General features: G+C 62.5%; 16 protein-coding genes and 1 other RNA gene. 12 read left to right on the top strand and 5 right to left on the bottom strand.

Annotated elements, in window-relative coordinates:
* Together ACTG4J_RS05330 and ACTG4J_RS05325 are read right to left on the bottom strand one after the other, a co-directional pair.
* Window positions 1–711: a DUF1326 domain-containing protein gene (locus ACTG4J_RS05330; RefSeq protein WP_439137719.1), complete on the bottom strand. Its 711-nt coding sequence runs from the start codon at window positions 709–711 to the stop codon at window positions 1–3.
* A gap of 17 nt (window positions 712–728) precedes the next feature.
* Window positions 729–1,493, bottom strand: coding sequence for a DUF2182 domain-containing protein (locus ACTG4J_RS05325; RefSeq protein WP_439137718.1), 765 nt, complete (start codon window positions 1,491–1,493; stop codon window positions 729–731).
* Window positions 1,494–1,563: 70 nt separating this feature from the next.
* Here ACTG4J_RS05325 and ACTG4J_RS05320 point away from each other — a divergent pair, with 70 nt between their 5' ends.
* Window positions 1,564–2,304: a FadR/GntR family transcriptional regulator gene (locus ACTG4J_RS05320; RefSeq protein WP_439137716.1), complete on the top strand. Its 741-nt coding sequence runs from the start codon at window positions 1,564–1,566 to the stop codon at window positions 2,302–2,304.
* Between the two features lie 82 nt (window positions 2,305–2,386).
* On the top strand, window positions 2,387–3,430 hold the full coding sequence (locus ACTG4J_RS05315; protein ID WP_439137715.1) for an ABC transporter substrate-binding protein: 1,044 nt from the start codon (window positions 2,387–2,389) through the stop codon (window positions 3,428–3,430).
* 51 nt (window positions 3,431–3,481) lie between these two features.
* Here ACTG4J_RS05315 and ACTG4J_RS05310 read toward each other — a convergent pair whose 3' ends face one another.
* The gene (locus ACTG4J_RS05310; RefSeq protein WP_439137713.1) at window positions 3,482–3,748 is read right to left on the bottom strand and encodes a DUF6525 family protein; all 267 of its coding nucleotides are present in this window, start codon (window positions 3,746–3,748) and stop codon (window positions 3,482–3,484) included.
* Complete coding sequence (locus tag ACTG4J_RS05305; protein ID WP_439137711.1) at window positions 3,745–4,941, bottom strand: GTP-binding protein; 1,197 nt, start codon at window positions 4,939–4,941, stop codon at window positions 3,745–3,747. Before ACTG4J_RS05305 ends, ACTG4J_RS05310 begins: the two co-directional genes overlap by 4 nt.
* 84 nt (window positions 4,942–5,025) lie before the next feature.
* On the opposite strand from ACTG4J_RS05305, the gene ssrA reads away from it, so the two are divergent.
* From ssrA to ACTG4J_RS05270, 7 genes are all read left to right on the top strand, one after another.
* Window positions 5,026–5,380, top strand: a transfer-messenger RNA (tmRNA) gene (gene ssrA / locus ACTG4J_RS05300).
* A gap of 125 nt (window positions 5,381–5,505) precedes the next feature.
* Window positions 5,506–5,871 (top strand): DUF4345 family protein, encoded by a 366-nt coding sequence (locus tag ACTG4J_RS05295; protein ID WP_439137709.1) that lies wholly within the window; start codon window positions 5,506–5,508, stop codon window positions 5,869–5,871.
* A 78-nt stretch (window positions 5,872–5,949) separates the two neighbouring features.
* A complete protein-coding gene (locus ACTG4J_RS05290) occupies window positions 5,950–6,444 on the top strand; it encodes an SspB family protein (RefSeq protein WP_439137707.1) in 495 nt (164 codons plus the stop codon).
* 73 nt (window positions 6,445–6,517) lie between these two features.
* Window positions 6,518–7,081 (top strand): class I SAM-dependent methyltransferase, encoded by a 564-nt coding sequence (locus ACTG4J_RS05285; protein WP_439137705.1) that lies wholly within the window; start codon window positions 6,518–6,520, stop codon window positions 7,079–7,081.
* A 72-nt stretch (window positions 7,082–7,153) separates the two neighbouring features.
* Complete coding sequence (gene fumC / locus ACTG4J_RS05280; RefSeq protein WP_439137703.1) at window positions 7,154–8,545, top strand: class II fumarate hydratase; 1,392 nt, start codon at window positions 7,154–7,156, stop codon at window positions 8,543–8,545.
* Window positions 8,542–8,730, top strand: a complete 189-nt coding sequence (locus ACTG4J_RS05275; protein WP_439137701.1) for a DUF4169 family protein — start codon at window positions 8,542–8,544, stop codon at window positions 8,728–8,730. The genes fumC and ACTG4J_RS05275 overlap by 4 nt, the downstream gene beginning before the upstream one ends.
* The gene (locus ACTG4J_RS05270) at window positions 8,727–8,948 is read left to right on the top strand and encodes a ribbon-helix-helix domain-containing protein (RefSeq protein WP_439137699.1); all 222 of its coding nucleotides are present in this window, start codon (window positions 8,727–8,729) and stop codon (window positions 8,946–8,948) included. The genes ACTG4J_RS05275 and ACTG4J_RS05270 overlap by 4 nt, the downstream gene beginning before the upstream one ends.
* Before the next feature lie 92 nt (window positions 8,949–9,040).
* Here the strand turns inward: ACTG4J_RS05270 and ACTG4J_RS05265 are convergent, their stop codons facing one another.
* The gene (locus ACTG4J_RS05265; protein ID WP_439137698.1) at window positions 9,041–9,190 is read right to left on the bottom strand and encodes a hypothetical protein; all 150 of its coding nucleotides are present in this window, start codon (window positions 9,188–9,190) and stop codon (window positions 9,041–9,043) included.
* A 186-nt stretch (window positions 9,191–9,376) separates the two neighbouring features.
* Between ACTG4J_RS05265 and ACTG4J_RS05260 the strand changes: the two genes are divergently transcribed.
* The 3 genes from ACTG4J_RS05260 to ACTG4J_RS05250 form a co-directional block, all read left to right on the top strand.
* Window positions 9,377–10,132 carry a cytochrome c biogenesis CcdA family protein gene (locus ACTG4J_RS05260; protein WP_439137696.1) on the top strand — a complete coding sequence of 252 codons (756 nt, stop codon included), beginning with the start codon at window positions 9,377–9,379 and terminating at the stop codon, window positions 10,130–10,132.
* A gap of 45 nt (window positions 10,133–10,177) precedes the next feature.
* Window positions 10,178–11,461, top strand: a complete 1,284-nt coding sequence (locus ACTG4J_RS05255; protein ID WP_439137694.1) for a hypothetical protein — start codon at window positions 10,178–10,180, stop codon at window positions 11,459–11,461.
* Window positions 11,458–12,514, top strand: a 1,057-nt coding sequence (locus tag ACTG4J_RS05250) for a cytochrome P450 (RefSeq protein ID WP_439137693.1), incomplete at its 3' end; no start/stop codon positions are given. The genes ACTG4J_RS05255 and ACTG4J_RS05250, both read left to right, overlap by 4 nt.

The following is a 12,514-nucleotide window of genomic DNA, read 5'->3' as shown; positions in this document are numbered from 1 at the left end:
TTACTTGCCCGCGCTGCCCGACCAATCAATGGCGCAGATCTCGCCCGATTTGCCCGACAGATCCCAGACCCGCCCGAAATCGCGCACCTTGGATTTCAAACCGCGCGCCGCGATCACATCGGGGCCCATCCAGTAGCGGGTGTTGGTCATCACCACCGGCTCATCGGGGTTTGCCCCTTCCAGCATCTCGATCTCGCCTTGGATCTTCTTGCCAACATAAAGTCCGCGGCGGCGCCCCTCGCGCACGATCTCGACCTTTTCGCGCTCGGCATGGATGATTTCCGAGACAAGGATGGTGAAAAGACCCGTGGTTCCCCCTGCCGCCCCCGAAAGGATCTGGAGCAGGCCGTTATAAGCCTTGCCGCTGGCAGCCTCGTCGATATAGGCGGCGACCTTCCAATTGCCCTCGGCCATGCGGCCGGGGATCTCGACCATCAGCCCGACATTGAGACCCGAGAGGCTTTCACCCTCGTAATGCCCCTCATCAATGGCGATGGCCATCCATGCCTTGCAAGAGCCTTCGGTCGGTGGATGCTTGCCCAAGCTCACGACGCAGGGGCAGAACACCGTGCAATTGCAGTTGAGGAACAACTCGCCCTTGATCGCCCAATCCGTAGGCCGCATCTGGCGGCGCTTGGGGCTGTCCATGCGTTGATCGATACGTTGGCTGACCGGCAGGCGGTCGGCCTCGGGGCGGCGTCTGAGCGACATGGTGCTTCCTCTCTTCTTTATCCGATAAGGCCAAGGCCAAGGCTTGCCGCGCCCGAAGCGATCAGCAAAACCCCCAAGGGCCGCGTGATGTGACGCCCGATCTCGGGCAATTTCTCCAATGCCATAAGCATCATCGCCACCGCCATGAAGGCCAGATTCATCACCCCGCCGACAAAGGCCAAAAGCATCAACGCCCAGCAACACCCCAAACAGGCGGCACCAAGCCGGACCCCGTTGCGCAGCGGCCCCTCGGCCCAATGGCTCATGAAAAACGCCAAGGGCGCGCGGCATTGCGTCAGGCAGGCATCTTTGAGTGCCGAGAATTGATAGGCTCCCGCCAGCCCCAACAACAGCCCCGACAAAACCAGCGATTGGCTATCCCCGAACACGCTGAGGTATCCGATCTGAAAAAGCGCCAGTTGCAAGGCGGCCGCCAAGACCGAGAAGCCCAGCCATACCGCCAAGAACCCCACGACAAGCGCGCCAAAGCCGCCCCCCGCCCGCGCGCTCAGATCGTCAAAGGCTGCGAATGCAGGCAAGGCCGTTGGGGCCATCATCGCCGCCGACATGATCGCCCACATCGCGACAAGGCCAAGATAGCCCGCCGCATCCGGCGTCACGATGCACAGGCTTGCCAAGAATTCCGCGCCATAGATCGCACCGGCGGCGCGCAGATCGGCGGGCAAGGCCATCAGGTAAAGCGCGCCCCATGACAGCAAGATCGCGCCGTAAAGTGCCAGCCAATGCGGGCTGCCCATAGATCTGATGCGCGCGGCGATCATGGTCTGGCCGCCCTCCCCGACGACTCGTTTCGCTTGCCAAACAATTGTCAGACTTTTAAATGTCTGACAAATGAAAATCGATCCGGACAGCACAGCCGATCTTTCGGCACAGATCGCCAGCGCCATCCGCGACGCCATCGTGTCTGGCGCGTTGATCGTGGGCGACCGCCTGCCGTCCGAGGCGGAATTGGCCGAACAATTCGCCGTCTCACGCCCGACGGTGCGCGAGGCGCTGAAACGGCTGGCCGCACAATCACTGATCCGGACCCAGCGCGGCGCCTTTGGGGGCGCCTTCATCAACCGGCTGAGCTATACTGATGCCCATGCCCAACAGATTACGACATCGACACTTTTGCTGGGCATGAACGACACGAGTTTCGACACCGCCTGCGAGGCGCGTTTCGCGATGGAACGGGCCTGTGCTATGCTTGCCGCCGCCCGCCGTAGCCCCGACCATCTTGCCACGATGCGGGCCGAAATCACCCGCCAAGGTCAGCCCGGCCTGACCGATGAATCCTTTTGCGCCTCGGATGTGGCCTTTCACCGTGCCCTCGTCGACGCAGCGGGTAATCCTGTGTTGTCCTATCAGCTTGCAGGCGCCGTGGAGGCCATGCAACCACTGATGAACATGATCACCTTTTCGGCCCGATCGCGCGACGCAATCATCGCGCTGCACGCCCGAATCGCCGATGCAACAGAGGGGCAGGATGGCCCTGAAATCATTGCTGCACTGGAAGAGTTGGAGCGCTACACACGCCAGCTTGCCCAATCGGTATTCGATGCACGCGCCGCGCGTACTCATCCCGCGTAACCACCCCTTGGCAAACAGGGCCATCGGCCCTAGTTTCTTTCGCGGTTCTGCCATCATTCACATCAACAGGGATATCGCCATCATGACCCATCGCATGGCCCTCGGCACCGCCATGGCCCTCGCGCTTTCCGTACCCTCGATCGCAGCGGCGCAAGATTTGCTCGTGTTCGATTATTCGGGTTTCGAAGAGCCCTCTTTCCACCAGCCCTTCATCGACCAGCACGGCGCTAGCCCCGAATTCGTCTTTTTCGGCGATGAGGATGAAGCCTTTCAGCGTCTGCTCGCGGGCTTTCGGTCGGATGTGACCCATATCTGCGCGGGCTCTGTGCCGCGTTGGCAGGAATCGGGCATTATCGAGCCGTGGGATCGGTCGCGCGTTGCGGCCTATGACTCGCTCAATGCCGACCTTCTTGGTCAAGATGTGCGCGCAGGGACGGCCGATCTGTTCTTCCTGCCTACCGATTACGGCACCACGGCCGTGGCCTATAACGCCGAAACCGTGCCTTCCGAAGATATCGCCACGCTTGAGATCTTCAACAACCCCGCCTATGCGGGCCGCCTGTCGATCCCCGACAATGTCGATGATGCCTATGCGCTGGCCTATCTCGCCACGGGCGTGACCGATTGGTCGCAAGCCACTGACGCGCAGTTCGAGGCAGCCACCGCATGGCTGCGCGGCATCCACGGCAATTTGCTGAACTACTGGGTCGATCCGGCCGAGATTCAGCAGTTGATGGCCTCGGGACAGGTGCAGGCCGCTTGGGTCTGGAACGAAGTGCCGGTGTCGCTGGCAGATGAGGGTTTCCCCGTCGGCTTCAACCGCAACACCGCCGAAGGCTCTTCGGTCTGGCTGTGCGGCTATGTGAACATGGCCAATGGCGAAGGCTCCGAAGATCAGGCCTATGATTTCATCAACGCGATGCATGCCGATGTCTCGGCGCTGCCCTTGCTGGAAAACGGCTTCGGCACCGCCAATCAGGCAGCACTCATGGCGCTTGGTGCCGAAGCGATGGAGGCCGCAGGCCTTGGCGAAGTGACCGTGCCGGTTCTGGCACAGTTGCCGATCTCGAACGAACAGCGCGAGCGTCAGGCCGAAGCCTTCGAGCGGATCAAGGCCGGCTTCTGATCCGTCGATCATCGATTACGAAAACGGGCGCCCATGTCGGCGCCCGTTTTTTTACGTCTGCCCGCCCCCCAAGCGACGGTCACGTTCAAGGCATGCTGCCTCGGCCCGGTCAAGCCGGGCACGGGCGCGATCAACGCACCCTTCTTCGCGCAATGCGCGCCGCCACAGCCTGAGGCACGAGAGCGGCGACCAAGGGAGTGCGGCATGTGCAAGCCACGTACGCAGATCGGGCGGCAGGCTGTCATAGACCCGCATCGGATCGACCTGGCGCGGCTTGCCGCGCAGCCGCGTCGCCCCCAGATTGCCGCCTCGCCTCATGCTGCGGCCTCGGCCCGCCGCCAGCGCGGAAACGGATCGGGCAGCTCAGCACCATCGACACCTTCGGGCAACAGGCAAGCATCCAGACGCGCCTTGAGCCCTGGCCAATCGATGCCCGCCCCGATAAACACCAGTTCTTGCCGCCGGTCGCCCCAAGGCTCGGCCCAATGCTCCGTGATGTAACGGCGCGCGCTGTCATGCTCGGGCCAGCGGTCCTTGGGAACCGAAGCCCACCATGTGCCAAGCGGCGTCACGCCGGACAGCGCCCCCGCAAGCGAAAATTCTGCCACCCAATCGGGGCGCGTGGCGATCCAGAAATGCCCCTTGGCGCGGATCACCCCCGGCAAGTCCCCGTCAAGCAGCGCCAAGATCGCCTCGGGGATGAAGGGGCGGCGCGCGCGGTAGACATGGGAGCTGATCCCATATTCCTCGGTCTCGGGGATGTGGTCGGCGAAACCGTAAAGCTCTTTGGCCCACATCGGGTGCTGATGCGCGCGGTCGAGATCGAAAAGCCCGGTTTCCAGCACATCGGAGAGCGCCACATCCGAGAAATCGGTTTCCAGAATACGCGCATCGGCGTTGAGGCTGCGGATGATCTTGCGCGCGGCATCGACCCGCTCGTGGCCCGCCGCGCCGACCTTGTTGAGGATGACCACATCGGCGAACTCGATCTGGTCGGTCAACAGATGCACCAAGCGCCGCTCATCGCCCTCGCCCATGCTCTCGCCGCGTGCGGACAGGAAATCATGGCTGGAATAATCGGCCAACAGATTCACCGCATCGACCACTGTGACCATGGTATCAAGCCGCGCCACATCGGACAGGCTGACCCCGTCTTCGTCACGGAAATCAAAGGTGGTGGCAACCGGCAAGGGTTCGGAAATGCCGGTGGATTCGATCACCAGCGCATCGAAGCGCCCGGCTTCGGCCAAGCGCCGCACCTCGATCAGCAAATCCTCGCGCAGCGTGCAGCAGATGCAGCCGTTCGACATTTCGACCAAGCTTTCCTCGGTCTGCGATAGCCCGCCGCCCGCGCGCACCAGATCAGCGTCGATATTGATCTGTGCCATGTCGTTGACGATCACAGCCACCCTGCGGCCCGCCCGGTTTTGCAAGATCGTGTTGAGAAGCGTGGTTTTTCCGGCGCCCAGAAAACCGGACAGCACTGTGACAGGAAGGCGTAGATCGGGCACGGCATCACCTATAATGTTATGTTATTACATAACTCATGCCAGAACCGCGCCGCCAAGGCAAGAACCCGCAACGCGCCTGCGCGGGTGCTTGAAATCCAGCGAGCGGCCTCGTATGTTCCCAATGCCTCGGCAACGGGGCTATGGACATAAACGCGCTTGTAATACACGGCTCGGACCCGGGGGCGGTACCCGGCGGCTCCACCAAACATCCGTCATTTGCGGATCATGGGGCCGAAACAGGATCGACGAACGTCTAAAGAGGTTAGCTTTGTCCCGGTGAGGTACCACCGTTATCGGTCCGAAACGTACAGTTGCAAATGACAACCGTGCTCCGGCAATGGCTCTGGCAGCGTAAGCTGCTCGAGTCGCCGAAACTAAGCCCTTGCGCCTAGCCGCGTAAGGCGGGGTCCGCAGGCACCTGGCAACAGAAGCCTGCACTTTCCCCCCGCTTCCCGTTTTCGCCAACACGCGCTTGATGTTTTTTTCATCCGCAAGTGATCCGGGCGGCGCTGCGCGACGTTTACCTAACAGGACCGTCGCGCATTGCAGACCAAAGGGAACCTGATGACCGCTTTCGATTTCATCAATTACGCGGTGGCGATCTTGACCATCGGCTTGGGGCTGATGGGCTGGCTGGCGCCGCGCTGGACGATGGCACAGCTCGACATGCAGGCCGGACCTTCAAACATGGCCTACACGGAAGTCTCGGCCGCTTCGGGCTGTTTGTTCGTGGGTTTGGGGTTGGGTGCCTTGCTGCTGGACCAACCGCTGGCGTGGGTCGTGATGGGGCTTGCCTATGCGGGTGCCGCGACGGGGCGGGTCACATCGATCTTGCGCGATGATGCGGCCAGCCGCCAAAGCTGGACATTCTTCGGTTTCGAGGCCGGTTTGGCGGCATGGCTGGTCTTGGCGAATTTTCCGGCGATCTGACGGGTCGGGCCACGCCTCGCCTTTCAAATCGAAACGAATCTTCTATGGTAAGCGCGACCAAGCCGGGGTGCCGAGACCATGTCAGACAGAACGTCCTCCATCGCCTATGGTCGCCTGATGCATCGGGCGATGCGGGGCCTGATCCAAAACGTTCTGAGCGATGTGGCGCAAAGCGGGTTACCCGGGGATCATCATTTCTTCATCACCTTCGACACCGGTGCGGCGGGTGTCGCGCTGGCAGATTGGCTGCGCGACCGCTATCCCGAGGAAATGACCATCGTCATCCAGAATTGGTATGACGGGCTTGCCGTCGATGATGACGGATTTTCGATCATCCTCAATTTCGGCGACAATCCCGAGCATCTTCGCATCCCTTTCGATGCGATCAGGACATTTGTCGATCCTTCGGTGGAATTCGGGCTGCGCTTCGAAAGCGCCGATGATGGGGATGATGCCCACGAGCCTGAGGATGAGCCGCCGCCGCGCCCCGGCAAGGGCCAGACCGACGCCGCGCAAACACCCTCCCAGCATGCCGAGGTCGTGCGCCTCGACAGCTTCCGCAAGGGACAATGAGGTGACGGCCCGCCGCTTTTGCCCCGCAACAGCGCCGCGCTACAGTTCGTAACGCTGTCAAACAGGGCGTATCATGCGGGATTTCGCGTTGTTCATGGGTCAGATATTGCGCCGCCCCGGTCAGGTCGTGGCCTTGGCCCCCTCGTCGCGCGCGCTTTGCGCGGAAATGACCGAGGGGCTTGACCCCGCCAAGGGGCCGGTCATCGAATTGGGCGCGGGCACGGGCGTGATCACCCAAGCGATCTTGGATCGCGGCATCGCACCCGCGGCGCTGCACACAATCGAAATGAACCCCGAATTCCATGCCCATCTTCAGGCCCGCTTTCCCAGCGTTCATCACCACAAGATGAGTGCGGGCGATGTCGGCGATCTGGATCTGTCGGAGGTGCAGGCCGTCATCTCTGGCTTGCCGCTTTTGTCGATGCCGCTGGCCCTGCAACGCGGCATTCTTGGCGGCAGTTTCGCACAGCTTGCCCAAGACGGGCGCTATGTGCAGTTCACCTATGGCCCGAAGCCGCCCGTGGCCCGCGCGCTACGCGACGAGATGGAACTGGAATGGCGGATCAGCGCCAAGATCTGGCGCAACATCCCGCCCGCGCGGGTCTATCGCTTTTTCCGCCAAAGTACGGCGCAGTGAGGCATTGCCGCACATTGCACAGCCTCTTGGCTGGCGCTAAACGGCATACGACCGCATACCGGAGACAGGCCCATGACCAAGACACGCACTGAAACCGACAGCTTTGGCCCGCTCGAGGTGCAAGCCGACCGCTATTGGGGCGCACAGACGCAGCGCTCGATCATGAATTTTCCCATCGGCTGGGAAAAGCAGCCCGTGGCCATCGTGCGCGCGCTGGGCGTCATCAAGCGTGCATGTGCGGAAGAAAACCTTGCCACCGGCAAGCTTGATGCGACGCTGGCCGATGCCATGATCGCCGCCGCCCAAGAGGTGATCGCGGGCAAGCTTGACGATCATTTCCCATTGGTCGTGTGGCAGACGGGATCGGGCACGCAATCGAACATGAACGCCAACGAGGTGATCTCGAACCGCGCGATCGAAATGCTGGGCGGTGTCATCGGCTCGAAAAAGCCGGTCCATCCCAATGATCATTGCAATATGGGCCAATCCTCGAACGACACCTTCCCCACGGCCATGCATATCGCCGCCGCCGTGACAGCCCATGAGGTGCTGATCCCGGGACTCGAGAAATTCGCCGCGGGCCTCGAGGCCAAATCCGAGGCGTTCCGCGACATCATCAAGATCGGCCGCACACATACCCAAGATGCGACCCCCCTGACCTTGGGCCAGGAGTTTTCCGGCTATGCCATGCAGATCCGCAACGGCATCGCGCGCATCAAGTTGGCGCTGCCCGGCATCTACGAGTTGGCCCAAGGCGGCACCGCCGTCGGCACAGGGCTCAACACCGACAAGGGCTGGGATGTGGCGATCGCCGCGCGCATCGCCCAGATCACCGGCCTGCCCTTCGTCACCGCGCCCAACAAGTTCGAGGCGCTGGCGGCGCATGACGCGATGGTCTTCATGTCGGGCGCGATCAAGACGGCCGCCATGGCCGCCTACAAGATCGCCAATGACATGCGGTTCCTCGGCTCTGGCCCGCGATCGGGTCTGGGCGAGTTGATCTTGCCCGAGAATGAACCCGGCTCCTCGATCATGCCGGGCAAGGTGAACCCGACGCAAGCCGAGGCGCTGACGCAGGTCTGCGCCCATATCCTCGGCAATGACGCGGCAATCGGTTTTGCCGGCAGCCAAGGCCATTTCGAGTTGAATGTCTACAACCCGATGATGGCCTATAACCTGCTACAATCCATGACACTTCTTGGCCATGCCGCCGACAGCTTCACGGAACGCATGCTGATGGGCACCGAGGCCAATGTGGAGCGCATCGAAAAGCTGATGCGGGAATCCCTGATGCTGGTGACGGCGCTTGCGCCCACCATCGGCTATGACAACGCGACCACGGTCGCCAAGACCGCGCATAAGAACGGCACCACCTTGCGCGAAGAGGCCATCCGCCTTGGCTTTGTCGATGCCGAGACCTTCGACCGGGTCGTGCGCCCCGAACAGATGATCGGCCCGACTTGACGGCCAAGATCGTCAACCTGTCGCGTGCGCGCAAAACCCGCGCGCGCGACGACAAGCGGCGCCAAGCCGATGCCAATGCCGCGCGCTTTGGTCAGACCAAAGCCGAGCGCGACGCCGCCACCCGCGCGGCCGAGGCAGCCGCCCGCCATCTCGACCAGCACAAACGCGAGGACGAGAACGAATGACCGGCCGGCCGCGCAAACATTCCCTCACCTTGCGCGGGCATCGCACCAGCGTCTCGCTCGAAGATGCGTTCTGGCTCGAGTTGCAGCGTCTGGCCGAGATGCAGGACAAATCTGTGAATGAGTTGGTCGCCGAGATCGATGCGGGCCGCGGCGTCACCTCGGGCCTTGCCGCCGCGATCCGGCTTTATGTGCTCGAGGCGATCAAGGCCGGGCGTTAAACTCAGGTCAAGCAGAATCACCGCAGGTTTGCGGCATGGATAGACAGCCGCCCAACACATCCCCCGAAGCCTTTCTGGCCGATGTCTTCAAGTCACCCCAAGGGCGCGACGGCAAGGTCATTCGCCGTGCCGCGCGCGATGTAGAGCGGCATATTGGTCGGGATGTCTTTATCGCAGAAATCCATCGCCGCGGTCATCGCGCCATCAAGAATGCCGGCCAGATCATCATCTTCTGCAACCAAGGGCCTGTCCGCATCCTTTGCCCCCGCAGCCCCCAATGAGCCGATGCGAAACTGGAGTTTCGCAGGTCGCAAAACTGCAGTTTTCCGTAACGTTTCGCTGCAGCAAAACGCGTTACCGCCCCCAACCACGCGAATGTGACGCCTTGGCGCGTGACGCCCGCCCGCCAAGCGGCTACACAGGCCCTCATGTTCGGGATCGACCTTTTCGACGCAAGTCTTCTGCCTGCGATGCTCGTGGCCTTTGCCGCGGGTATCTTGAGTTTTCTCAGCCCTTGCGTCTTACCCATCGTGCCGCCCTATCTTGCCTATATGGGCGGCATCTCCATGGCCGAGATCGATACCGATGCCCGCAATGCACGGCGCAAAGCGCTATTAGCGGCGCTGTTTTTCGTACTGGGGCTGTCGACGGTCTTCGTTTTCTTGGGCTTCACCGCCTCGATCTTTGGCCAGTTCTTTTTGCAAAACCAGATCCTTCTCGGTCAGATCGCGGGGGCTGTGATCATCGTTTTCGGTCTGCATTTCCTTGGCGTGATCACCATTCCCATCCTCAACCGCGAGGCGCGACTGGATGCAGGCGATCGCGGTGGCTCGGCCTTTGGGGCCTATGTGCTGGGGCTGGCCTTTGCCTTTGGCTGGACGCCTTGCATCGGCCCGCAACTCGGCGCGATCCTGTCCATCGCCGCGACCGAGGCCAGCGTGTCACGCGGCACCACGCTTTTGGCGGTCTATGCGGTGGGTCTTGGTATTCCGTTTCTGTTGGCGGCGGGCTTCATCGACCGCGCGATGGGGGTGATGAACCGCCTCAAGCACCACATGAAAACCATCGAACGGGTGATGGGTTTGTTGTTGGTTGGCGTCGGCGTGGCCCTGATCACCGGGGCGTTTTCGACCTTTTCTTTCTGGCTGCTGGAAACCTTTCCCGCGCTGGGACTGTTGGGCTGAAATTTCGCCTTAAGCCCGCCCTTATTCCGCGCTAGCCTAGCCGCCATGACGAGTGCCGCGCCACCGATTGTGATCGCAAAGCGCCGGGTGATGTATATCCCCGGCTATGATCCCGTGCCGCCGCGCGCCTATCGCGAACGCTATCGCCGCCAATCGGCCAAGCAAGCCGCGCTATCGGGATATGCCATCGAAATCGCCCCGCGCAGCGCCAAGGGCCGTTTCGGCTGGCGGATCGCGGCGCGGATGGAAGAGGCCAGCACGGATACCGATCTCGAGGTGATGGTCTGGGCCGATATCGTACGCGCATCGATGGATCAGGGGGTTTTGGCCAGCTACGCTCAGCTAGCGCGCACCGCTTGGGCCTATATCGGATCAGGCGCGCTGTTTCGGCTGATGCGGCTGCGCAAGGGGCCTGTGATCGCGGCACTCTACCCCGTCATGGTATTGCTGTTGCAGGCGGTCTTGGCGCTGGCCTTGGGTTTCGTGATCTATACAGCGCTCTTGGCCAGCGGGTTTTATGCGGTTCAATCTGTGACGCATGCACCGCTTGCCCGACCATGGGATCTGATCCTTTTGCTCTGTGCGGGATTGGCGGGGTTGGCGTCGATCGGGGGCTTCTTGCGCTGGTGCCAAAGGCGCGATCATCTGCTGGCGTGGTACCTGATGCATGACTACGCCTTTTCCGCGCAGGCGCAGGGGGCCTATCCCTCGGTGCAAGAAGCGCGGATGGCGGAATTCGCCGATGCAATCGCGGATGCGCTGAAGTCCGACACCGACGAGGTGCTGATCATCGGCCATTCCTCGGGGGCCTATATCGCGATCTCCGTGCTGGCCGATCTGATCCGGGCCGGCCGGGTGCCGGTGGGCGGGCCGGCCCTGTCGCTTCTCACGCTGGGTCATGTGGTGCCGATGGTCAGCTTTCTGCCGCGCGCCCATCGGCTGCGCGCCGATCTGGCTTGTCTGTCCAACAGTGATGCGCTGACATGGGTCGATGTGACCGCGCCGGGCGATGGCTGTTCCTTTGCGCTGTGCGATCCGGTGTCGGTGTCGGGCGTGGCGCCCGAGGGCAAGCGATGGCCCCTCGTGATTTCGGCCGCCTATTCACAAAGCTTGCGCCCCGAGACATGGGCGGCGCTGCGCTGGAAGCTGTTCGAGGCGCATTTCCAATATCTCAACGCCTTTGACAACCTGCCGGGGCGCGCGGATGATTACGACTATTTCCGCATCACCGCCGGGCCGAAATCGCTTGCTGCGCGTTTTGCGGGCCGCGCCCCCTCGCCCGCGCGGATCGAACGGGCAGTCAATCGATACACAAAGCTTGCCGCATGAGCGCGCCCGATCTCCCCCCCAAGCCGCAAGCGCGCGCCGATCGTGTCTCGCTTTGGCGCTATATGCGGCTTTTCCGGCAAGACATCCTGTCGGCCCAGCCCGCGCGGCTGTACCGGGCTTGGATGGCCGAGTTTCGCACGCCGTTCTTCCGCAGCTACCTGATCAACCAGCCCGCGCTCATCGACGAGGTGCTGAAGGCACGACCGATGGATTTCCCCAAATCCGACCGCGTGGGCGAAGGGCTGCGGCCGCTTCTGGGGCGGTCCGTCTTTCTGACCAATGGCGCGGAATGGCAACGCCAGCGCCGCATCATCGACCCGGCCTTTGAGGGGGGGCGTTTGCGCGACACCTTCCCCGCAATCTGGGCGGCGGGCGAGGCGGCGGTTGCGCGCATCGCCCCCGGCCCCCGCGAGATCGAGGAGGACATGAGCCATGCCGCGGCCGATGTGATTTTTCGCACGCTCTTTTCCCTGCCGATCGAGGATGAGATCGCGGCGCAAGTGTTTCATCAGTTCCGCGCTTATCAGCGCACCCAGCCGATCCTAAATGCCGCAGCCTTCCTTCCCCTGCCACGCTGGATGCCGCGCGGGCACCGGGCCGAGACGCGGGCAACGGCGGCGGCCATTCGCGCGCTGATCACCCGGCTGACGGCAGAACGCATGGACCAGATCGCGCAAGGCACCGCCCCCGATGATCTGGCCACCAAGATCATGACGACGTCCGACCCCGAAACCGGCGCGCGCTTCAGCACCGACGAGATGGTCGATCAGGTCGCGATCTTCTTTCTGGCCGGGCACGAGACCAGCGCTTCGGCCTTGGGTTGGGCGCTTTACCTTCTGGCGCGCTACCCCGCTTGGCAAGAGAGGTTGGCGGAAGAAGCCGAAGCGGCGCTCGCCCTTGGCCCCGATTTCGCGGTGATGGGCAAGCTGCGCACGGCTCGCGACGTCTTCCGCGAAGCGCTGCGCCTTTATCCCCCCGTGCCCATGATGGTGCGCCAAACGACCGCGCCGGAATGTTTCCGCAATCGCAATCTACGAAAGGGCAGCCAGATCG

The sequence above is a fragment of the Roseicyclus sp. genome (genome assembly GCF_965662675.1).
Classification (GTDB): Bacteria; Pseudomonadota; Alphaproteobacteria; order Rhodobacterales; family Rhodobacteraceae; genus Roseicyclus.
This window is presented reverse-complemented; position numbering and strand designations above follow the sequence as displayed.